The following is a 23316-nucleotide window of genomic DNA, read 5'->3' on the forward strand; positions in this document are numbered from 1 at the left end:
AACTCTTTTTTAAACAGCAACCAGGCGCACACTGGCACCTTCGCCAACACCCAGGGCTTCGGCCGTTTCCAGGTCCAACGTCACCGGTTTGCCGGGTGCGTAGTCCAGGTCCAGCATCACCGCGCGGTAATCCTGCAACTGCGCATTGCTTACCAGGTACTGACGGCCGGCACCCTTGACCATCTCGCCGATCTTCACCGGCACCACGCGGCTCTGGGCAATCGAGCGAATGCCCGAGACCCGTGCATGCAGCGTTGGGCCGCCGTCGAAGATGTCGATGTAATGATCAGTTTCAAAACCTTCACGCATCAGGATGTCGAAGGTGATCTGCGCACGCGGGTGTACCTGGCCCATGGCTTCCTGGGCTTCGTCCGGCAGCAGCGGCACGTAGATCGGGTAATGCGGCATCAGTTCGGCGAGGAACGTGCGGCTTTTCAGCCCGCACAGCCGTTCGGCGGCGGCGTAGTTGAGGTCGAAGAAATTGCGGCCGATGGCGTCCCAGAACGGCGAATCACCGTTCTCGTCGCTGTAGCCGACAATCTCGGTCACCACCGAGTCGGCAAAGCGCTCGGGGTGGCTGGCGACGAACAACAGGCGGCCACGGGAGTTGAGTTCCGACCACGGCGAACCGACCAGCGCAGGCTCCACATAGAAGCTGGTGAGCAGGCTGTTGCCGGTGAGGTCGTGGCACTGGGAAAGCACGTGGATCTTGTTGTGGATCTTCAGCTCGCGGGAGGCGTGCACGAAGGTTTCGTTACGAAAGCTGTAGAACGGCTCCGAGTAACCGGCCGAGGCCACAATGGCCGAGCAGCCGACGAGCTTGCCGGTTGAGGTGTCTTCGAGCACGAAGAAATAACTTTCTTCACCGTTGAAACTGACCTCGGCCGCGAAGGACGCTTCGCTGGCGGCGATCTTGTCGCTTAGGCGTTCCACATCATCCGGCAAGGAGGTGACACCAATCGGGCTGTCCGCAGCCAGACGCTGTACCTCGCCCAGATCAGCCATTTGCGCGGGGCGCATCACCAGCATGGTGTCACTCCTTAACTCGAAAAACTCACAGAGGGAAAAATGCCGGACACAGGATCTGGGCTCACACAGATCCAATGTGGGGAGTCTTTTGTGGGCGCTGGCTTGCCTGCGATAGCATCAACTCGGTTTAACAAATGCACCGAGTTGTCTGCATCGCAGGCAAGCCAGCTTCCACAGAAATTGGCGCCCACATTTGATTCGGTCCGGCATATAGAATTTTTGCTCGACGCCCGATCACTCAGGCGCCGAACGGTCAATCAGGCTTGCGTCAACGTCTTCACAGCACGTTCAAAACGGTCCAGGCCTTCCTGGATGTCCGCCTCTTCCACCACCAGGCTCGGGGCGAAACGCACCACGTCGGGGCCGGCTTGCAGGATCATCAGGTTTTCTTTCTCGGCCGCGTTGAACACGTCCTTGGCCTTGCCTTTGAACGCATCGCTGAGCACGCAACCAATCAGCAGGCCCATGCCGCGCACTTGGGTGAAGATGCCGTACTTCTCGCCGATCTGTTCCAGGCGCGCCTTGAACAGGTCGTGCTTGGCATTCACGCCGGCCAGCACTTCTGGGGTATTGATCACGTCGATCACCGCTTCTGCCACCGCGCACGCCAGCGGGTTACCGCCGTAGGTGGTGCCGTGGGTGCCGACCACCAAGTGCTTGGCCAGGTCTTCACGGGTGAGCATGGCGGCAATCGGGAAACCGCCGCCCAGGCTCTTGGCGCTGGTGAGTATGTCCGGCACCACGCCGTAGTGCTGGTAAGCGAACAGGTGGCCGCTGCGGCCCATGCCGGTTTGCACTTCGTCGAACACCAGCAGCGCGTTGTTGGCGTCGCACAGCTCGCGGGCACCTTGCAGGTAAGCCAGCTCGGCCGGCAACACGCCGCCTTCGCCCTGAATCGGTTCCAGCACCACGGCGCAGGTCTTGTCCGACACGGCGGCTTTCAGCGCGTCCAGGTCGTTGTAAGGAACGTGCGTAATGCCGGTGATTTTAGGCCCGAAACCGTCGGAGTACTTCGACTGGCCACCGACGTTGACGGTGAACAGGGTACGGCCGTGGAAACTGTTCAGCGCGGCGATGATCTCGTACTTCTCAGTACCGAAACGGTCGAACGCCACACGACGAGCCAGCTTGAACGCGGCCTCGTTGGCTTCGGCGCCGGAGTTGCAGAAGAACACGCGCTCGGCAAAGGTGGCGTCGATCAGCTTATGTGCCAGGCGCAGGGCCGGCTCATTGGTGAAGACGTTGGAAACGTGCCACAGCTTGTTGGCCTGCTCGGTCAGCGCACCGACCAGCGCCGGGTGCGCGTGGCCCAATACGTTAACCGCGATGCCGCCGGCAAAGTCGATCAGCTCGCGGCCGGCCTGGTCCCAGACGCGCGAACCTGCGCCACGCACGGGGATAAAGGCGGCAGGTGCATAGTTGGGAACCATGACCTGGTCGAAATCGGCACGTTGCACCGGGGCTTGCTCAACGGACATCGGAGTCTCCTGAAGAGGAACGCCTGCCTGGAACTGGCGGGCGATGCAGGGATTGTAAGGACAGTTTTCAGCGCCACCTTGTCGCCAAGCGACAACTTCTTATAGCGCCAACCCCGGTTTTACGCGGGTTTACGGCAATGCGACATATTGCGTCGCAATGGCGCAGTGTAAACCAGCGGCGGATGTTTCGGCACAACGCGCCGGGATCAGATCAACCCCTGTCGATTGCGATAAACCTGTAGCGCCCCGAAAGGGTCGTGCGCCGATTAACTGGAGCCCTTTCATCACGCTCAAGGATTGGCACCATGCCCGACGCTACTGAACAAACGCTGCAAGCCGCGCCCCCGAACCAGCCCGACAACCACTACGCCCCGCTGAAAAACGCGCTACCGCGCTGGCTCGGCGAAACCTCCCTGCGCCGCCGCCAAGCCTTGGGCAACAGTGTTGTGCGCCTGCCTCAATCGGTGCGCAGCGCCAGCCCCGACAACCTGGGCGAACTCAAGCGCTTGGCCACCGCCCACTGGAGCGCCCAAAACACCGTCGAACACGCCCTGGCCAACGTGCTCAATGCCCAAGACTTTGCCGAACCGATCCTCACCCTGGCCCTCAAGACGCAGTTCGGCCTGGACCTGGACGTCAAAAATACCTTCTTGCGCCTCTATGTCCCGCAAACACTGCCTGGTCTGCCGATCCACTCGGGAGCCGCGCGCACCTGGACCGTGTCACTGCTGGAGGCCGTGCTGCACAACTTTGAAGCCAAGGAAACCCAGGCAGACGCCTATGAAGCGGTGTCGACCTTCATCACCCGCCCCGACGCCAGGGGCCACTTCGACACCTTGCCAGCCATCAAAAAGGGGCTGTCGATCCACGCCTTTACCCAGCTGTGCCGCGACCTCGACATCGGCGCGCTGTATGCGAGCTACCTGCGAGAGCAACTGGGCTTGAACGAACCGGTCGCCGAAGCCGCCTTGCGCCTGAAGGTTGAGAACAGCCACAAGGCCGAGCTGCAAGCCGCACTGCACTGGGCCTTGATCACCGGCGACATCCAGCTGGACTATTTTCGCTTGATCCAAGGCCTGCTCGACGGCCTGGCCGGCATGCGCCTCGACGGCCAGGCACTGCGCTATCACGACCTGAGCCTGATGGGCGCCGACCTGCCCGGCATCATCGTGTTTGCGCCTGACCTTGAGACCAGCCGTTCGGCGGCGCGGGTGGTCGCCTATGTGCCCGGCGACCCCAAGCACCCGATCAAGGAATATGCCTCCTCCCAGGCGATGCAAAAAGAGCTGGTGCGCCAGTTGCGCGATGAAGGCTACCAACGGTTTTTCAGCCGGTTTGTCGCCCATGACCAACGCGGGCATTTTTTCGCCAACCTGGGCCAACTGCTGGCCAAAGTCACCTGGCACCCCCATGTACACGGCAGCAGCTTGCCGACCTGGTATGAAGCGCCCACAGACAACCCACGCGTGCGCTTTGTCGCCACACCCCGCAGCGGCGGGCTGGAGCGACATCAATACCAGCGCACACTCAATCAGATCCTCAACGACGGCCGCACCACCGCCGTCGCCACGGCAACCGTGGACCGCAATGCCCGTTGGGTACTCTGGGATTCATTCGTCAACGTCGCCTCCTCAATCCTGCAAGCCGCTGCCTTGATCATTGCGCCCTTCGTGCCGTTTGCCGGCGAATTGATGCTCGGCTATATGGCCTACCAATTGCTGGATGAGGTGTTCGAAGGGATCATCGACTGGAGCGAAGGCGTGCACAGTGAGGCCGTCGGGCACCTGCTGGGGGCGGTCGACGCCTTGGTGCAACTGGGTGGTTTCGCCGTGGGCGGTACGATTGCCATCGCCGAGTTTCGCAAGGTCCTGCCCCAGAGCGTCATCGACTTCATCGACCGCTTCAAGCCGGTAAAACTTGCCAACGGCCGCACCCTCTACTGGAAACCCGACCTCAGCGCTTACGAACAACCGATCAGCGTGCCGCAGGGCAGCTACCGCGACCCATCGGGGCTGTTCCAACACCCGCGCGCAAACCTGCTGAAGCTGGACAACAAGGTCTACAACGTGGAAACAGACCCGGCGTCCAACACCCAGCGCATCGCGCATCCTTCGCGCCCTCACGCCTACCGCCCGCTCGTGCGTCACAACGGCCATGGCGCCTGGCACACGGAGCTGGAACAACCGCTGCAATGGGGCCGACAAACCCTTTTGCGGCGCTTGGGGCACAGCGTGGAAGGCATCAGCGAGGCTGACCAGACGTTGGCGCTGAACATCAGCGGTGTCGACGAAGCGGCGCTACGCAAGATGCACGTCAACAGTGAAAATCCCCCGGCCCTGCTGATTGATACCCTGGACCGCTTGCGCGTCGACCGCGCGCTTCAAACCCAGATCGACCAGCTCAACAGCGATGACCCGCAGGTGTACGGCAAGGTCGACCCACAGGCCAACCTGCAGTTATTGACCGGCCAGGGCTATTGGCCGCAAACCCGCAGCTTGCAATTTATCGACGCCCAAGGGCAAACCGCCTGGACGTTTGGCGACAACCAACTGCCCGCCATCCGGATCCTCGAAAGCCATTTGAACAATGGCGATCTGCTCAAGGCGATACTCACCCAACTGCCCCCGCAAGATGCCGCTCAAGCGTTTGGCGCAGACGTGGGTGATTCGCGCCTGAGCCTGGACACACGCGCCACCCACTTGCGAAAAAAACTTGCGGCGATTGCCCAAGAAAAGCGCATGTCGTTGTTCGAATCACACTACGCGCCCCTGCAAGCCACCCGTAATCCAAGGGCACAGCGCCTGATGGATGCCGCCCCTGGGCTGCCGGCCAGCGTCGCGGAAAAACTGCTGGACCACGCCACAGCCGAGGAGCTGGCAGAACTGGACAACCAACGCACGCCCCAACGCCTGAACCAGTCGGCACGCGATGCGTGGGCCGAAGTACGCGTTTGCCGCGCCTACGAAGGCTTGCACTTTGGCGCGGCCACCTGGGACACCGAGCGCCTGGCCCTGCATTCGCTGCCCCAACTGCCGGGATGGCCTGCGCAGGTGCGCCTTCAGGTCAGGGACTATTCGGCCAACGGCCTGCTGCGCGATCAGGTCGGCACTGCCCAGGCGCCGATCGTGCGCACGTTGGTACGCAGCGAAACCGGCGAATACACATGGCCTGACGACAACGGCGCACTCACCAAGCCCACCGATCTTTACTCGGCGATCCTCGGCGCACTGCCCGAGGCGCAACGCCAAACCCTTCAACTGGGCATTGATCAAGGCGTACGCCTGCGCCGGCGTATTCGAGAACACGCCCTGGCACGCAATCAATTGCGCGAACTGCTCAGTGCAGCCCCCCTTCGCAAACCGACTTACGACCCGGGCATCATGAAGCTGCTGGGCGGCATGGAGGGCTACCCGGCCCTGGCTGAGCACGGTGATGGACCGCCGCCGCTGCTTGCGCAGGTACGCGATCTGTTTCCCACGCTTGACGATGCGCAAATACAGAACGCACTCGAACACATGCAAGCGCAACCAGGCGGCGCCAGCAATGAGCTCGCCCTCCTACGCGCGGAGCGCCAGGTATTGCGCCAAAACCTGCAAACCTGGCAGCAAGCCATCCCCGCTATCGACCCCGAAACCCAGCTTGCAATGACGCCTCAGCGACGGGATTACGAGCAAAGGACCCGCCACCTGATAGCCGCACAACTGGAAGAGTGCTGGCGTCAGGAAACCCCGCGCGACCAGTACTTTACGGATGGCTCGCCCAATGGTTATACCCTGAGGCTCAATGCCCCGGGCTTAACCGACCTGCCGGACCCCGGCTCAACCTTGAAGCATGTGTCACTGTTGTCCGTGATCGGCGGCCCCCACCTGCAAGGAATCGAAGGGTTTTTGCAGCGTTTTCCCTGGCTTCGCCACTTGGAACTGCGCTCGATTGCGCTGGAAGACTTGCCGCCCTACATCAGCACGCGGCCCGATCTGAACAGCCTGATCCTGAGCGACTGCAACATTACCCTCACCGGGCAAAGCCAGGCCCGATTGAACGCCATGACCGGCCTGCACGCGCTGGACCTGCACAACAATCCGCTGGGCCTGGTACCCGATGTGCAGGCCATGCCCAACCTGAGCCTGTTGGACCTGTCGTCCACCGACATCGACCGCCTGCCCAATGGCGTATTGGATCACCCGCAGTTGCAGGCCATCTTGCTGAGCGACAACCAAATCGCCGAGCTACCCCAGAGCCTGTTCAGCGTGACGCCCGAGACCGCCCAAAAGTTCGACCTGTCCGGTAACCCACTCACTCGGACCACCCTGCAGCGGGTCAAGGCCTACTGCCAAAACCAGGGCGCGTTTTTCGCCGCCCAGGCGCCCAGCGCGGAGCGTGCCAGGGTCATGAACCTGTACCCGACCTTTCTGGAGACTGAAGCGGACCGGTTCATCTTTCGTATGCCCGGCGACATGGACGCCGTCGCCCCGACACTCACGCGCCTTGAAGCCGAATACGCGCAACTGGGCACCGACCTTCAGCAATGGGCCCTGAACATCCCCGCGCGCCATCCCACCCTAGGCATCCCGCTTGACGAACAGACTGCCGCGCTGGAGCAACTGGCACGCCAGAACTTCAAGACCTTGCTTGAAGACGCTTGGCGTCGCGAAAGTGAGGAGGACCAAGAAAGCCTGGACAGTGAATTCACCCATTCAGTGGCCATTGAAACATCGACCCTGGGCCCGCTGCCTGAACTGAGCGCAAGGTTCGAGCATGTCACCAACCTCGAAATCAACGGCAGCGGCGTCACCAACGGGGTTGATGGCACGCTCAGATGCTTCCCTCACCTGGAAACACTGACCCTCAACCAATGCATGCTCGGCAAGCTGCCGCAAACACTCGCGCACCTGCCGAGGCTGTCCATCCTGAACCTTGAAGACAGCCGGGTCACGTTGACCGCGCCAGACATCAATATGCTCAGCGACATGACCCAGCTTGAGTACATCAGCCTGAGCAATAACCCACTGGGCATGGCACCTGACGTCAGCAAACTGCATGAATTGAAGGCGCTTCATCTACGCAATAGCGGGATCAGCGCGGTACCTCACGGCCTGTTCAGTCTTCAGGAACTGGAAACGGTGGACCTGAGCGACAATTTGATCAGCGACATTCCGGCCGACCTGCTGGAATCGACAGCGGCCTATGGCGAGGACAGCGATTTCAGCGGCAACCCGCTGTCACCGCAAAGCCTGCAGTATCTGAGGCAACACTACCTGCGCACCGGCATCGATTTTCAGGTAGAGGCCGCCACAGTGGATGATCAAGGCGTGCCCTTGGTGTTCGTGGGCCCGACGCCGATGGAGGAGTAATCAGCCGCGCTCGGAAGGCACTGACGACAGCTCGAAGGGGCTGCTGCTGCGTCGCTGGTTGCGGTCTTCACGTGGGGTGGCGCCGAAGAAGTTGCGGTAGGCGCTGGAGAAGTGCGGCCCCGAAGAGAAGCCACACGACAGGCCGATCTGGATGATCGACTTGCTGGTTTGCATGAGCATCTGGCGCGCCTTGTTCAGGCGCAGTTCCAGGTAATACTGGCTGGGAACGCGGTTGAGGTATTGCTTGAAGATCCGTTCAAGCTGTCGTCGCGACACGCACACGTGCTGGGCGATTTCGTCGGTGGTCAGCGGCTCTTCGATGTTGGCTTCCATCAACAGAACCGCCTGGGTCAGCTTTGGATGGCTGGAACCCAGGCGATTTTGCAGCGGGATACGCTGGCGTTCGCCGCCTTCGCGGATGCGCTCCACCACCAGCTCTTCGGACACCGCGCCGGCCAGCTCAGCACCGTGGTCACGGGCCAATACCGCCAGCAACAGGTCAAGTACCGACATGCCGCCACAGGCGGTCAGGCGATCACGGTCCCAGTCGAACAGATGGCTGGTGGCGATAACCTTGGGGAAACGCTCGGCAAAGTCATCCTGCCAGCGCCAGTGCACGGCGGCGCGGTAGCCGTCGAGCAAGCCCAACTGAGCCAGCGGATACACCCCGGCCGACAAGCCGCCGATCACGCAACCTGCCCGCACAAGCTGCTTGAGCGCAGTGCTTAGCTGGGAGGCGATGACGGTGGGCGGTTCGTCCGCGAGCAGGAAGAGTTTCTGGAAGCCTTCAAGCTTGCCGGCCCACGGCTCGCCCGGCAATTGCCAGGCGCCTTCAATGGCAGGCTCTGCGAGCAGAAACGACAACTCGTAGACCACGTCCGGATGCACCCGCTGAGCAACGCGCAAGGCCTCCTCAGCCAGCGCAAGCGTCAGGGCTTTTGTGCTGGGCCAAATCAGGAAACCAATTTTGTGGGCGGTCATGGAATGCTATCCGAAGCGAAGAACGGTAATGAAGACAAAGGCCAATGCTAGCCCGGAAACCAACACAAATCTCTAAAGCTAATGAAGATCAAAATGTGCGAGCTGGCTTGCCTGCGATGGCGGTGGGGCAGTTGGCACATCGGTTACTGATACACCGCTATCGCAGGCAAGCCAGCTCCCACAGGGACCGAAGTCAACTTCCGAGCTGCCAAGCATGCACTAACTCGGTGCACAAAAGCAGTCTTGATTATTTCAGGCTGCCGGACAGAAACTGCTGCAACCGCTCCGATTGCGGGTTCACCAGCACTTCGCGCGGGTTGCCACGTTCTTCGACGATGCCTTTGTGCAAGAACACCAGTTGGTTGGACACTTCACGAGCAAAGCCCATTTCGTGGGTCACCACCACCATGGTGCGGCCTTCCTGGGCCAGGTCCTGCATGACCTTGAGCACTTCGCCAACCAGCTCCGGGTCGAGCGCCGAGGTCGGTTCGTCGAACAGCATTACCTCAGGCTCCATCGCAAGCGCACGGGCAATCGCCACGCGCTGCTGCTCGCCGCCGGACATGTGGCCGGGGAACGCATCCTTACGATGGCCCACGCCGACTTTGGCCAAGTAGTGCTCGGCCTTCTCTCGCGCGTCTTTCTTCGACATGCCCAACACGTGCACCGGCGCTTCCATCACGTTTTCCAACGCAGTCATGTGCGACCACAGGTTGAAATGCTGGAACACCATCGACAGGCGCGAACGCATGCGTTGCAGTTGCTTGGGGTCGGCGGCCTTCATGGCGCCGTCCTTGTTGGCCACCAGTTTCAGCTCTTCGTTGTTGAGCAAAATCTTGCCGGCGTGGGGTTGCTCGAGCAGGTTGATGCAGCGCAAAAAGGTACTTTTGCCCGAACCACTGGAACCGATGATGCTGATCACATCACCGGCCGCGGCGGCCAGGGACACACCTTTGAGCACTTCATGACTGCCATAGCGTTTATGCAGGTCTTGGACTTCAAGTTTGTACATGCGGTCGGTTCTCACAAAAACAGGTGGTCAGTCGTTGAGCAAGCGCCCGTGACGCAGCGCTTCGCGCCCCGCCACCTTGGCCAGCCAGAAACCCGCTTGGGCATAACGTAGCCGTTCAACGGCAAACAACACCCCCGAGGTGCCCGCGCGGATGATGCTCACGCGGTCTTCCAGAGGGTCAATCACTTCAAAAATCGGCTCGCCCGCCTCCACCCAGTCACCGGCTTTACGCAGGTAACTGATTACGCCGGCATGGGGGGCGAACAACAATTCGGTGCCTTCAAAGGGCAAGCCTTCGCAAGGTTCGTGCTGCGGCGCGGGCCATTCACCTTTGATCAAGCCTTGCTCGGCCAGGAACGCCAAGATGCCTTCAGCGTGGAAGATCGCCTCATCGCGGCCGGTGTCGGCCTGGCCACCCAGTTCCAGGGTCGTCGCCAGGCACGCCAGCGGAATCTGCGCCTCGGGGAACGCCCGAGACAGACGCAACCACGGCAGCGAGCACGCCTCATCAAACGAGCTGCCGCCGGAGTCTTCGGCCAGCAGGCCGACTTTCACATTCAAATGCGCCGACAGCGAGCGCCACTGCGGCCAATGCTGGGGCAGCGCGTACATATGCAGCGCGGCTTCGGCGTCGCAATGCAGGTCCAGAACGATATCGGCGCTGCAGGCGTGGCTCAGCAGAACGCGCTGCATGCCTTGCAACTGGCTGCTCGGCTCGGGCAATGCACTGAGCGCATCGCTCATCGCCTGGCGGATCATGCGCACATTCGCATGCGGATCATCGCCCAGCTTGCCTTGGAGCAGCGCGGCAACCGGCTCGCTTAGCTCAACGAAATCACGGTTGAAATTCTTGCCGCTGCCGACCTCGAAACGCCCCTGGTGGCTGCCTTGCAACAGCTGGCCCAAGCCCATTGGGTTGGCCACCGGCACCAGCTCGATCACCCCGTTGAGGGCGCCTTGCTGTTCCAGTTCACTCAGGCGTTTTTTCAGCTCCCAGGCCGCGCGCATGCCGGGCAACTCGTCGGCGTGCAGGCTGGCCTGGATGTAGGCCTTGCGCTCGCCCTTGCCGAAACGAAACACGCTCAGCTGGCGCTCGCAGCCCAGGTGGCCCCAGGGCAACCGGTGATCGATACGTTCCATATCAGTGCTTCCGTGGCGCCAGGTAGCTCAGCCAGCGGCGCTCGGCCAACTTGAACAGGCGTACCAGGATAAAGGTCAGGCACAGGTAGAACACACCGGCCGTGATATAGGCTTCGAACGGCAGGTAGAACTGGGCGTTCACCGTGCGCGCGGCACCGGTGATGTCGATCAAGGTGACGATGGACGCCAGACTGGTGGTCTGCAACATCATGATCACTTCGTTGCTGTACTGCGGCAGCGCGCGGCGCAGGGCCGACGGCAGCAGGATGCGGCGGTACAGCTTGTAGCGCGACATGCCCATGGCCTTGGCCGCTTCGATCTCGCCATTAGGGGTGGCCTTGAGGCTACCGGCAATGATCTCGGCGGTGTAGGCGCTGGTGTTGATCGCAAAGGCCAGGCACGCGCAGAACGTGGCGCTGGACAGCAGCGGCCAGAGGATGCTTTCGCGCACGGCTTCGAATTGGGCCAGGCCGTAGTAGATCAAAAACAGCTGCACCAGCATCGGCGTGCCGCGAATCACATAGGTGTAGAGCCAGGCCGAGCCGTTGACGATCGGCTGCTTGGACACACGCATCAAGCCCAGAGGCAAGGCGGCGAGCAGGCCGAAGAACAGCGAAATGGCGAGCAATTTCAGGGTGGTTGCCAAGCCGCCGAGGTACAGCGGCATGGCGTCCCAGATGACGTTGTAGTCGAAGATCATAGATCAGCCGCCCTTACGCCTACGGAGTAGCGCTTCTCAAGATAGCGCAGGGCCAGCAACGACACGCTGGTGATCACCAGGTACATCGCCGCCACTGCGAGGAAGAAGGTAAAAGGCTCGCGGGTGGCATCTGCCGCCTGCTTGGCCTTGAACATCATGTCTTGCAGGCCCACCACTGAAATCAGCGCGGTGGCCTTGGTGAGTACCAGCCAGTTGTTGGTAAACCCAGGGATCGCCAGCCGAATCATCTGCGGCACCATCACCCGGAAGAACACCTGAAAACTGCTCATGCCATACGCAAGGCCGGCCTCGGCCTGGCCCTTGGGAATGGCCATGAAGGCGCCACGGAAGGTTTCCGAGAGGTAGGCGCCAAAGATGAAACCCAGGGTGCCGATACCGGCGGCCAAGGGGTTCAAGTCAATATAGTCGTCATAGCCAAGCAGCGGCGCGACGCGGTTCAGCAAGTCCTGACCGCCGTAGAAAATCAGCAGGATCAGCACCAAGTCAGGGATCCCGCGGATCACCGTGGAGTACAAGTCACCCAGCCAGGCCAACCAACGCACCGGCGACAGGCGTAACGCGACCCCGATCAGACCCAGAACGATCGCCAAGGCCATGGACGACAAGGCGAGCTGAAGCGTCAACCATGCGCCATCGAGGATGACGGCCCCGTAGCCTTTCAACATGATTCAGGTCCTCGAAAAGGGGGATGAAAAAATGGCGCAAACCGCAGGAATTCTGTTGCTTGCGCCATTCTGGACAGACAGCTAGGACGAGTTACTTAAGGTCAGCGCCGTAAATATCGAAGTCGAAGTATTTGTCCTGGATTTTCTTGTATTCGCCGTTGGCACGGATCGCAGCAATAGCAGCGTTGATCTTGTCCAGGTCGGCCTTGTCGCCTTTACGTACCGCGATACCGATGCCTTCACCGAAGTATTTGACGTCGGTGAACTGTGGGCCCACAAACGCGTAGCCTTTGCCTGCGTCGGTCTTCAGGAAACCGTCTTGCAGCAAGGTAGCGTCAGCCACGGTGCCGTCGAGGCGACCGGCTTCCACATCCAGGTAAATTTCGTTCTGCGAGCTGTAAGGAACCACGGTGGCGCCTTTAGGGGCCAGAACTTCCTTGGCGAAACGATCGTGGATCGAACCGCGCTGCACACCGATCTTCTTGCCTTTGAGTTCATCCAGGCTGTCGCTGACGGTGGTGCCTTCCTTCATCACCAGGCGCGCTGGGGACAGGTAGTAGCGGGAAGTGAAGTCCACGGACTTCTTGCGGTCGTCAGTGATGGACATGGACGACAGGATCGCATCGATCTTGCGCACTTTAAGCGCAGGGATCAGGCCGTCGAACTCTTGCTCAACCCAGACGCACTTGACCTTCATCTCTGCGCACAAGGCGTTGCCGATGTCGTAGTCAAAACCGACGATGCTGCCATCCGGCGCCTTCGAGGCAAACGGAGGGTAAGCCGCTTCGATACCAATCTTCAGGGGCTTTTCATCAGCGAAGGCCTGCATGGACAACACGGACAGCGCCAGGGCGCCCAACAGCACAAGTTTCTTCATCTTGGGACTCCATCGGTAGGGCAAAAAGCAGAATGAGCCGTGGCCCACGATGCGACTTAAGTGAAACCGAATAGCGGTGCTGCGTCCTACCCCGAATTGATACAGGAGACGACGAGCGAGTGATCGGCATTCTAACGACAGGCCGGAAGCCGATATTTCCTCAATGCGACAACAATTTACAGAAGCACCGAGAAAGCGGTTCCAGCACATTGACAGCCGCTGCTTTTTATGCAGAGACAAAAGACATTAAACCTATTGATGCTGCAAATTGCGGGCCTATTATTCGCAAACCCTTCTAGCACGGCAAGTCTGGCGTTTAATCTTATTTCTGAGGGTGTCTAAACCGTGGGTTTTCGGGGCATGGGCGTAGCACTTTGCCTCATGTTTGGGCGTGGGGTTACACATTTAGTGTGCTCGGTAACATTCAGAAATATCCAACCAGGTAAGTCGATATTTATTGGCTTGAGGGTTATGCGGGCCTGTCAGACCACGGCTTCAGCCAGCCTGCAAATACATTCCAACTGTGGGAGCTGGCTTGCCTGCGATAGCGGGCTGTCAGCTAGCCCATTGTTGCCTGCCCCACCCTTATCGCAGGCAAGCCAGCTCCCACGCTAGCCCGCTTCGTATTCTGAATCCCACAAAAAAGCCCCATCCAGCTCACGCCGAATGGGGCCCTGTCCCATCAACCTCGCCTTACGCGACGTTCATGGTCTTGTGCGTCTCAATCAAATGCGCCACCACACCTGGGTCCGCCAGCGTGGAGATATCCCCCAACCCGTCATACTCAGCCGTAGCGATCTTGCGCAAGATACGGCGCATGATTTTCCCCGAACGCGTCTTCGGCAAGCCCGGCGCCCACTGGATCACATCCGGCGAAGCAATCGGCCCGATCTCTTTGCGCACCCAGTTTTTCAGCTCCAGGCGCAGCGCTTCATTCGGCTCTTCGCCATTTTTGAGCGTGACATACACATAGATGCCCTGGCCCTTGATGTCATGCGGCACACCCACCACCGCCGCTTCGGCGACTTTCGGGTGGGCAACCATGGCGCTTTCAATCTCGGCGGTGCCCATGCGGTGGCCGGACACGTTAAGCACGTCATCCACACGGCCGGTGATCCACCAGTAACCATCTTCATCGCGACGAGCACCGTCACCGGTGAAATACATGCCACGGAAGGTCTTGAAGTAGGTATCGACGAAACGGTCATGGTCGCCGTACAGCGTACGCGCCTGGCCTGGCCACGAATCGAGGATCACCAAGTTGCCTTCGGCAGCGCCCTCGATGATGTTACCGAGGTTGTCCACCAACGCCGGCACCACACCGAAGAATGGCCGCGCCGCCGAACCCGGCTTGAGTGCATGAGCACCCGGCAGCGGGCTCATCAGGGTGGCGCCGGTTTCGGTCTGCCACCAGGTGTCGACGATCGGGCAACGGGATTGGCCGACGTTCTTGTAGTACCAGTCCCACGCTTCCGGGTTAATCGGCTCACCGACAGAACCGAGCAAGCGCAAGCTGCTGCCATCCACGCCTTCGCAAGCAGCGGTGCCCGAAGCCATCATCGCGCGGATCGCAGTGGGCGCGGTGTAGAGGATATTGACCTTGTGCTTGTCGACGATCTTGCCGACACGGGTGATGTCCGGGTAGTTCGGCACGCCTTCGAACAGCAGCGTGGTCGCGCCATTGGCCAGTGGGCCGTAGACAATATAGGTGTGGCCGGTGACCCAGCCGACGTCGGCGGTGCACCAGTAGATTTCGCCCGGGCGGTAGTCGAACACACGCTCGTGGGTCAGGGCTGCGTAGAGCAGGTAGCCGCCGGTGGTGTGCTGCACACCTTTAGGCTTGCCGGTTGAGCCGGAGGTATACAGGATGAACAGCGCCTCTTCGGCGCCCATCTCTTTGGGTGCACACACGGTGCCCGCCACTTTCATCAGGTCTTCGTACCAGATGTCGCGGTGCTGGTTCCACTTGATGTTGCCATTGGTGCGCTTGCACACGATGACTTTCTGGATGCTGCTGGTTTCCGGGTTGGTCAGCGCGTCGTCGACGTTGGCTTTCAGCGGAATTTTCTTACCCGCGCGGATGCCTTCGTCAGCGGTGATTACCACCTTCGACTTACAGTCGATGATGCGACCGGCCAGGGCTTCCGGCGAAAAGCCGCCAAACACCACGGAGTGAATCGCACCGATGCGGGTACACGCCAACATGGCGACCACGGCTTCGGGGATCATCGGCATATAGATAGTCACCACGTCGCCGCGGTGCACATCCTGGCCGCGCAGGGCGTTGGCGAACTTGCAGACTTCTTCATGCAGTTCGCGGTAGGTGATGGTGCGGCTTTCGGAAGGGTCATCGCCTTCCCAGATAATCGCCGCCTGATCGCCACGCTCGGCGAGGTGACGGTCCAGGCAGTTGTAGGAAACGTTCAGGGTGCCATCGGCGAACCATTTGATGTCGACATGGTGGTCGTCGAAAGAGGTCTGCTTGACCGCGGTGAAAGGCTTGACCCAGTCAAGGCGCTTGGCTTGCTCACGCCAGAAACCATCGGGGTTGACCACCGACTGCTGGTACATGGCCTTGTAGGTCGCCTCGTCGGTCAGCGTGTTGGCTGCTACTTCGGGGCGAACGGGGTACAGGGAAGCCGCACTCATCTTTCTTACCTCGGTGACATAGTTGTTGTTGTATGGCCCCTGTTGTAGCCGGGGCTGCCCCATAGAACCATTCGACGATGGTAGTAACAAGCCCCTACACATTGCCCTGCTATGCCCGTATGCGGCTCTGGCCCGCGCCCTGCGTGGCTTTCACGCTGGGTGAAAAAACCTTTACCACAGGATTGTTACAAAAACCGCCAATAGTCTTTATCAAAAGCACGGGTATATGAATATAACCCGCGAGCCTAGAATCAACTCCGCCAACCAAGGCAATGTGATTAACACCGTAACAGCCCCCACGAAGGCAACGTTAATCCGAACTTCCCAACTCTTAAGTTACACACGCGGCCTCATAAGGGCCCCGTGACCCCTTTCGCCCTGAAGAAGGTAAATACAGTAATGAAAGCTCTCGTAGTTATGGCCCTCAGCAGCTTGTGCGCCACCGCCGCCCTGGCCGATGAGGCCCCGACCGAGCTGGCCGGCCAGAACGCCCCGATTGTTGAAGATTACACCTACAGCACACACTTGGATGTGGCCAAAGTATTATCCATGAGCGCTGTTCCAGAAGTCTGCCAAGTTGTACCGGTGAAGATGGAATATGAAGACTCACACGGCCAGCGCCATATTCTTAATTACCAAGTGATGGGCAATGGTTGCTCTAACGGATAACAACTTCCCGCCGTGGAGTTAAACCCAGATCTTATTCGCCGCAAGAAATCGTTCTTGCGGCAAAGAGCCGATCCAGAGCCCACCACCAAACAAATGTGGTAGCTGGCTTGCCTGCGATGGCGATTTCGGCCTTACACACCTCCCAAAGCCCTCCACATCCCCGCCTCCTCCAGTCCCACAAAAACTATCCCACCGCCCGTCAAAAAATTCCTACCCTGGCAAAGCCTTGCAAACACACGCCTTGGCCGAAAACCACGGCATTTTGGCCCTCCATCGTGACCATCCGCCGCAACACAAAGACAAATTTTTCCTTATAATGCGCGGGTAAATCGGGCCTGCAATATCCCTTTACACGGGGATGAAGAGCCAGACCTGAGGCCCCCGCTGGAGCATGCACCTGTCGCTCCGCCCCTCAAGCCTCACGCAGAGCACCCGTTACCCTATTCCGTTTAATGCCTGCGCTAGCTGTTGCAACAAACGATTCCTTAAGATCCACCGCGGCCCGAGGGCCGTGTGAACACCCAACCATCCGGTTTCACACGGGCACCTTTGAGCCCTCACGCAGGAGACGACACGTCATGCTGAGCTGGGACGAATTCGACAAAGAAGAAGACGGCGAAGTAGTTGCCAAAGGCGCCAACGCCGGCCACGCCACCGAAGCCAACATGGACCGCCTCGACGGTGCCGGCGCTGCCGCCGCCATCGAAGCCCGCGCCGTCACCGCCAGTGACTCCGCCGCCATCGTGCGCGCCAAGGCCGCCCTGGACAAACTCGACGTCGCCGAAGGCCTCGCTGAGCTCGAAGGCTCCGCCGCCCGCGTCGCCGTTGACGAAAAGCGCATGATCAACTGCCGCGCCGACCTCAACCAACTCGTGCCCTTCAAGTACGACTGGGCCTGGCAGAAGTACCTCGACGGCTGCGCCAACCACTGGATGCCGCAAGAGGTCAACATGACCGCCGACATCGCCCTGTGGAAAAACCCCGAAGGCCTGACCGACGACGAACGCCGCATCGTCATGCGCAACCTCGGCTTCTTCTCCACTGCGGATTCGTTGGTCGCGAACAACCTGGTGCTGGCCGTGTACCGCCTGATCACCAACCCGGAGTGCCGCCAGTACATCCTGCGTCAGGCCTTCGAAGAAGCGATCCACACCCACGCCTACCAGTACTGCATCGAATCGCTGGCCATGGATGAAGGCGAGATCTTCAACATGTACCACGAGATCCCATCGGTGGCTAAAAAAGCCGCCTGGGGCCTGAAGTACACCCGTTCGATCTCCGATCCGAAGTTCGAAACCGGCACCGTTGAGACTGATAAAGAGCTGCTGCGCAACTTGGTCGCTTACTACTGCGTCCTGGAAGGCATCTTCTTCTACTGTGGCTTCACCCAGATCCTGTCCATGGGCCGTCGCAACAAAATGACCGGCGTGGCCGAGCAGTTCCAGTACATCCTGCGCGACGAGTCGATGCACCTGAACTTCGGTATCGATGTGATCAACCAGATCAAAATCGAAAACCCACATTTGTGGGATGCTGAAATGAAGGAAGAAGCGACCCAGATGATCCTGCAAGGGACTCAGCTGGAGATTGAATATGCGCGCGATACCATGCCGCGCGGTGTTCTCGGCATGAATGCGGCAATGATGGAGGACTACCTCAAGTTCATCGCCAACCGTCGTCTGTCGCAGATCGGCTTGAAAGAAGAATACCCAGGGACGACGAATCCGTTCCCTTGGATGAGCGAGATTATGGACTTGAAGAAAGAGAAGAATTTCTTTGAGACTCGGGTTATTGAGTATCAGACTGGTGGGGCGTTGAGCTGGGACTAAGAAAGTTAATAGTTAATAAAAACCCTGAGCTAGCTCAGGGTTTTTATTAACCACAAACATCATCATTCAATAACTACGCCTTAGCCTCAGCGGCGGCCAACCTTAGGGCCTCCAACTCCGCCACTAATAGTTTATTCATACGCTCCAACTCAATATTTTTTTCCTTTAATACCGCCTTAGACGGCTTATCTGCATTATGATAGCTGGGTATATCAAAAGCCAACTCCAGCTCATCTTTATAAGGCATCAATGGCTGATACAGCTGATAAAATGCCCTTCCAACAGCACCTTTAAAAAGCTCCAACTCAGGCTTATTTTGTCCCGACGACAAAATATGCTGCGTTGCGATACCTGGATACGGATCTATATAAACTATCTTCTTCAAACCTAACTGATACGCTTTTTTTGCACAGAGTTCACAAGGGCTTGCCGTGGTGAACAGCACACCACCAGACAACTTCTGCCCTCCATGCTTCGCTATCTGCATAAAAGCATTTTCTTCAGCATGCAGCGCTCGGGTATGAACTTGATTTTTCTCGCCCTCTATTTCATTTTGAACGCTTTTGAAGCAGAAAGAAAAATTCCTATTAGACTCTTTATTTGTCGCAATCAACTGAGCGTATTTTGCAGAGACAGCCTCTCTAAAAACGGGAGACTTCAACTCATACTCACTATAATCAGTCTTATTTCTCCCCTCCAGAAGATCTTCAGCGCTTCTCAACATGCAAGGAGTTTGTCCCTGCGGTGTATTATTCCAACCAATTGCCTTAACACTATAACTCTCATCAGTAACAACTGCCCCAACCTGCCGAGAAATGCATCCTGAACTCTGCTTTGCCGTGTATGCGATCTGCATGCAACTTTCGATTGAGGTTGGCATGACTAAACCTGGATGCATCATCAAGGTGACATACCAAGCTAACTGACTGACCAAATCATTATGAGTAAACTCACTACTTTTCGAGTTATAAATATGTATATCAGAAAGCTCAATACACTCCTGTACGTTCTGCGCAACAAACTTTTTCATGCCTGAAATTTTCTCGGGATATTCCTTATCATCCAGAATTTTTATTTCGTGATCAGATAGCTTTCTATATCCTCTAAGGCTATTCAATCTTTCTAAATTTGACGTATTGATTGAATACCAAATAAAAATTTGCATATCGTCGCTTAAGAAAAAATGCCTCATAGGGATTTCTGATTGCATCTATAACGATCCGGCAAGGCACTTTATCTAAGCGTGCTTTCTTATGAGCCAACTTAATCAAAACATTCAAATGTTTTGGAAAATTAAAAATCTCGGCCGCTACGAAATCAGCGCTATTTGCCGCTCCTGAAGAGCGAACGTTATCACCAGCTTGTTGATAAACCTGTGTAAATCTTGCCCTCCCTAAAAACCCCATAAAAAGCTTGGTTACCTTCGGCATTTCTACGAAGTAGAGTTCAAAGTTAGCCTTCACATCTTTATCTTCCGTAGAGTCACGCGCCTCATCAACACCCAAAACTCTAGTTCGAACCTCATTCAATGTAGAAGAAAAACTAGCTACTTCAACATCTGACAGTGGAGTAGTGAAAGAAAATCGGTTTATGTAGTCGCAAAACCCACAATCCGACAACAAAAGTAGATGATATGTAATAAGACTACTGGCTTCAATTCTATAAAATGGCGCCCAACTCCCACCATCAATATATTTTTTTATTATCTTATGTTTTTTGAACTCGTTACGGGTCAACCCTTCATATCCCTCACTAGGTATGTCGAGCCGATCTTCACAGAGTATCTTTGCCGCTGTAGTACACCCAGACCCGGTACGCCCAGTCATACCTATAATCAGAAAATCTTTCGCATCCTCATAAATATTATCAACTACCAAAGAAGTGCTAGACATCCCTGAAATCTCCATTTTCCATTTAAAACAGCAATTTATCGATGCATTACAATCACACCGCTACACTTCAATATAAAACCACTGCTAGCAAAAAGCCTTTACATACTCGCACACTTTTCCTATTGTAGAAATCTCCGACAGTAAAACAAGAAACTGTCGTCATTGTTTTTATAAGCCAACGGCTCTACTCTGGGCTTCGGTGCCTAAGAAACGCCCAATGTGGAAGCAACGTCTCACTCACACAGCAGAACACTGCCAGACCTAAAGGCGGAATAATGCTGCGCTGAGGCTTAGCCAGTTGGAGTTTCTTAAATCCGCTCTCTACGTTGGGCTCCTGCCCTCGCGACAATCACGTAGAGATCATAGGAAATGCCTAGCCAATATCTGCTCGACTTGCCGACAGCCAAGAAGGTTGCCACGGCTGAGCCCTTTGTTGCCGTCGTTTTCACCCGCCAAAACCTTCAACTTCACACCCTCCTTTTAGAAAACCAACCCTGGTTCTGCGCGCGCGACCTTGGGCGCTTGATGGGCTGGTATCTAGATGAGCGAACGACGCGCAAGCTCGATGAAGACCAGCGAAGAACTCTAAAACTACTGTTTCACGGTCAGCCGCAAGAAATGCTGATGATCAGTGAATCCGGGGCTTACGCATTGCTGGTTTATCACTACACACCGGGGAATCGCCTACTGCGTAGCTGGCTGACTCATGAAGTAGTTCCGACGTTGCGGGACGAGCGTCAGCCTCGGACGATGGAGCGACCGTTGTTGAGCATGTTGGATTGGCCTGAGATGTCGTTGAACCTGCTGCATTGGCAGGATGAAGGTTGGATACGACTTCGGGATATGCCGTATTTGTTAGTGAATCGGTCCTATCGGGGAGAATCAACAAAGACTCTGTGGTGGCGCAAGCTCATTCAACCTTTCCGAATGAAGCAGCGATTTCACTAAATTCGACGACAGCCAAATCTGACCGATTCGTAGGAAATTTCGTAGACGCCATAATGGCTACTCAGTATCGTCCGAGGGTTTTCTACCCTCGGCGGCTGTATGGATACGCAAAAAAGTAATCTCGGATGGAGCGATGAAGAGCTTGAAGCTTCCGTCGACGGCTATTTGAAAATGTGGGCGCTTGAACGAAGCGGACAAGCCTTCAAAAAATCAGTCGAGAACCGGTTACTGCGAGAGGGGCCACTCAACCTGCGGAGCGCTTCGTCAATTGAATACCGCATGCAGAATATCTCTGCGGTATTTGAACAGTTGGGCTTACAACGTATCACTGGCTATATGCCTGCGAAAAACATCGGCGCCGGAGTGAGTGAACGTATTCGCAAGGTGCTAGCAGCAAAACCTGGCTTGTGCGCTGAGCTTGGCGTAGCAACCGCCGACAAGCCACTGTCTGGCAAGCGCCACACCTTTTCGAAGCCTTTTCTTGTAATCGAGCCACAAGGCATTCTGAATCCGCGGCAGTTGTTTACTTTCAGTATTTCTTACGCACGCGCAGAGCATGTGCGAAAGCTGGTTCGACAATTTGCGAATGGGGTCTGCGAAGGTTGCGACTTCCCAGCGCCGTTCGCTGGAATTGATGGCCAGCCATTTCTTGAAGTACATCACGTCAAGCACCTCGCCCAGAAGGGTTCGGATCGCACCACCAATGCTGTAGCCTTGTGCCCCAATTGCCATCAGCGTTGTCACCGGTCGAGCGACCGGGATGAATTCACCGCTGGGCTGTACTCGAAAATCAGTCGATTGATACAGGAGTAAAATCCTGCTGTCACACCTGATGCACGCTTAAAAAATATTAGATAGGACCGAGGCCAACCCGTGAACCCAGACATGCTCGAAGCCGGCCCAGTAGACGCCAAAGTACTCTCCGTCTTTGACTTCGACGGCACCCTGACCCATCACGATAGTTTCGTGCCGTTCCTCAAGTTTGCCTTTGGCCCCGGCGAGTTTTATGGCCGGATGGTCAAGCTGGCGGTGCCTGGGCTGTGCTTTTTGCTGCGGCAGATCAGCCGGGATGAGTTGAAGGCGCAGTTGATCCGCACCTTTATGACTGGGGTGGAGAAGGCGTGGGTGCAGCAGCAGGCTGAGGCGTATTGCCAGCGCTATTGGAGCAAGTTGATGCGCCCCACCGGGTTGCAGTCGGTGGCGGATGAGGTGAAGTCCGGGGCGGTGGTGACCTTGTGTTCGGCGTCGCCTGCGTTGGTACTGCAGCCGTTTGCGAATCGGTTGGGGATCAAGTTGATTGGCACTGAGCTTGAGGTGGTCGACGGGGTGTTGACGGGCAAGCTCACGGGGAATAATTGCCGCTGTGAGAATAAGGTGCTGCGGCTTGAGGCGGTGTATGGGGATTTGGGCGAGTATCGGCTGCGGGCTTGGGGCGATACTCGTGGGGATCGGGAGTTGTTGGCGGCAGCACAGGATGCGCATTTTCGGCATTTTCATGCGAAAAAGAAGCGGGCTCGGTTGCAGCGGTGATGCAGGTGGATGGGGGCGGCGGGTGGACCGAGGCGATCCCATCGCTGCCTCGCTGGGGCTCGAGAGCTCCCACATTTTGATCGGTGCAGGGCTGGGTGGCGCACTCGCATGAGGTGCTTGGGGGTCGATGCAGATGGATGGAGTGGGCAGGTAAACCGAGGCGACCCCATCGCTGCCTCGCTGGGGCTCGAGAGCTCCCACATTTTGATCGGTGCAGGGCTGGGTAGCGCACTCGCATGAGGTGATGGGGGTCGATGCAGATGGATGGGGTCGGCAGGTAGACCGAGTCGATCCCTTCGCTGCCTCGCTGGGGCTCGAGAGCTCCCACATCTATGGTTACCCCCTTTTCTGCAATACTGTCTTTGATGGCGTGTATGGCTTGCTTTCATCTATTCGGCGTCTGAGTGGGGTATTGGCCCCGCGCCTCGATGAGAATTGATGCCCAACGACCCTAATTATTTGGACGGCCTTTCAGCCGTGTGGGAGCTCAGGGTTGTCGTCAGGCCGGTTGGCCGTTCACGTCATCTGTTATCCAGCATCGCAAA

The 23316-nt window shown here is 57.6% G+C and carries 17 protein-coding genes; 6 read left to right on the forward strand and 11 right to left on the reverse strand.

Annotation, left to right across the window (positions count from 1 at the left end):
- Positions 1 to 9 precede the first annotated feature (9 nt).
- The gene (gene aruF, locus K0P33_RS24915; RefSeq protein WP_242152108.1) at positions 10 to 1029 is read right to left on the reverse strand and encodes an arginine/ornithine succinyltransferase subunit alpha; all 1020 of its coding nucleotides are present in this window, start codon (positions 1027 to 1029) and stop codon (positions 10 to 12) included.
- A 257-nt stretch (positions 1030 to 1286) separates the two neighbouring features.
- Entirely contained in the window at positions 1287 to 2507 is a 1221-nt protein-coding gene (locus K0P33_RS24920) for an aspartate aminotransferase family protein (protein ID WP_094950492.1), read from the reverse strand.
- Positions 2508 to 2812: 305 nt separating this feature from the next.
- On the opposite strand from K0P33_RS24920, the gene K0P33_RS24925 reads away from it, so the two are divergent.
- Positions 2813 to 7858 carry a DUF6543 domain-containing protein gene (locus K0P33_RS24925; protein WP_242152110.1) on the forward strand — a complete coding sequence of 1682 codons (5046 nt, stop codon included), beginning with the start codon at positions 2813 to 2815 and terminating at the stop codon, positions 7856 to 7858.
- Here K0P33_RS24925 and argR read toward each other — a convergent pair whose 3' ends face one another.
- The 7 genes from argR to acs all read right to left on the reverse strand — a co-directional run bounded on the left by argR (position 7859) and on the right by acs (position 15903).
- Entirely contained in the window at positions 7859 to 8839 is a 981-nt protein-coding gene (gene argR, locus K0P33_RS24930) for a transcriptional regulator ArgR (RefSeq protein WP_094950490.1), read from the reverse strand.
- A 247-nt stretch (positions 8840 to 9086) separates the two neighbouring features.
- A complete protein-coding gene (locus tag K0P33_RS24935; RefSeq protein ID WP_003214336.1) occupies positions 9087 to 9851 on the reverse strand; it encodes an ATP-binding cassette domain-containing protein in 765 nt (254 codons plus the stop codon).
- Between the two features lie 27 nt (positions 9852 to 9878).
- Positions 9879 to 10991 carry a succinylglutamate desuccinylase/aspartoacylase family protein gene (locus K0P33_RS24940; protein WP_094950489.1) on the reverse strand — a complete coding sequence of 371 codons (1113 nt, stop codon included), beginning with the start codon at positions 10989 to 10991 and terminating at the stop codon, positions 9879 to 9881.
- A gap of 1 nt (position 10992) precedes the next feature.
- Positions 10993 to 11691, reverse strand: a complete 699-nt coding sequence (locus K0P33_RS24945; protein WP_242152114.1) for an ABC transporter permease — start codon at positions 11689 to 11691, stop codon at positions 10993 to 10995.
- The gene (locus K0P33_RS24950; protein ID WP_053257623.1) at positions 11688 to 12377 is read right to left on the reverse strand and encodes an ABC transporter permease; all 690 of its coding nucleotides are present in this window, start codon (positions 12375 to 12377) and stop codon (positions 11688 to 11690) included. The genes K0P33_RS24945 and K0P33_RS24950 overlap by 4 nt, the downstream gene beginning before the upstream one ends.
- Positions 12378 to 12468: 91 nt before the next feature.
- Positions 12469 to 13254 (reverse strand): ABC transporter substrate-binding protein, encoded by a 786-nt coding sequence (locus K0P33_RS24955; RefSeq protein ID WP_094950486.1) that lies wholly within the window; start codon positions 13252 to 13254, stop codon positions 12469 to 12471.
- A gap of 693 nt (positions 13255 to 13947) precedes the next feature.
- Positions 13948 to 15903, reverse strand: a complete 1956-nt coding sequence (gene acs / locus K0P33_RS24960; protein ID WP_056861684.1) for an acetate--CoA ligase — start codon at positions 15901 to 15903, stop codon at positions 13948 to 13950.
- A gap of 399 nt (positions 15904 to 16302) precedes the next feature.
- On the opposite strand from acs, the gene K0P33_RS24965 reads away from it, so the two are divergent.
- Positions 16303 to 16572 (forward strand): DUF2790 domain-containing protein, encoded by a 270-nt coding sequence (locus K0P33_RS24965; protein ID WP_094950485.1) that lies wholly within the window; start codon positions 16303 to 16305, stop codon positions 16570 to 16572.
- Between the two features lie 578 nt (positions 16573 to 17150).
- Positions 17151 to 18401 carry a ribonucleotide-diphosphate reductase subunit beta gene (locus K0P33_RS24970; protein WP_242152119.1) on the forward strand — a complete coding sequence of 417 codons (1251 nt, stop codon included), beginning with the start codon at positions 17151 to 17153 and terminating at the stop codon, positions 18399 to 18401.
- Positions 18402 to 18474: 73 nt separating this feature from the next.
- Here the strand turns inward: K0P33_RS24970 and K0P33_RS24975 are convergent, their stop codons facing one another.
- Both K0P33_RS24975 and K0P33_RS24980 read right to left on the reverse strand, forming a co-directional pair.
- On the reverse strand, positions 18475 to 19611 hold the full coding sequence (locus K0P33_RS24975; RefSeq protein ID WP_242152122.1) for a deaminase: 1137 nt from the start codon (positions 19609 to 19611) through the stop codon (positions 18475 to 18477).
- Positions 19511 to 20293 carry a hypothetical protein gene (locus K0P33_RS24980; protein WP_242152126.1) on the reverse strand — a complete coding sequence of 261 codons (783 nt, stop codon included), beginning with the start codon at positions 20291 to 20293 and terminating at the stop codon, positions 19511 to 19513. The genes K0P33_RS24975 and K0P33_RS24980 overlap by 101 nt, the downstream gene beginning before the upstream one ends.
- 369 nt (positions 20294 to 20662) lie before the next feature.
- Here K0P33_RS24980 and K0P33_RS24985 point away from each other — a divergent pair, with 369 nt between their 5' ends.
- The 3 genes from K0P33_RS24985 to K0P33_RS24995 all read left to right on the forward strand — a co-directional run bounded on the left by K0P33_RS24985 (position 20663) and on the right by K0P33_RS24995 (position 22771).
- A complete protein-coding gene (locus K0P33_RS24985) occupies positions 20663 to 21241 on the forward strand; it encodes a Bro-N domain-containing protein (protein WP_094950483.1) in 579 nt (192 codons plus the stop codon).
- Between the two features lie 99 nt (positions 21242 to 21340).
- Positions 21341 to 22054, forward strand: coding sequence for an HNH endonuclease signature motif containing protein (locus tag K0P33_RS24990; RefSeq protein ID WP_242152129.1), 714 nt, complete (start codon positions 21341 to 21343; stop codon positions 22052 to 22054).
- Between the two features lie 72 nt (positions 22055 to 22126).
- The gene (locus K0P33_RS24995) at positions 22127 to 22771 is read left to right on the forward strand and encodes an HAD-IB family hydrolase (protein ID WP_242156116.1); all 645 of its coding nucleotides are present in this window, start codon (positions 22127 to 22129) and stop codon (positions 22769 to 22771) included.
- Positions 22772 to 23316 lie beyond the last annotated feature (545 nt).

The sequence above is a fragment of the Pseudomonas sp. ArH3a genome, from assembly GCF_022648765.1.
Classification (GTDB): domain Bacteria; phylum Pseudomonadota; class Gammaproteobacteria; order Pseudomonadales; family Pseudomonadaceae; genus Aquipseudomonas.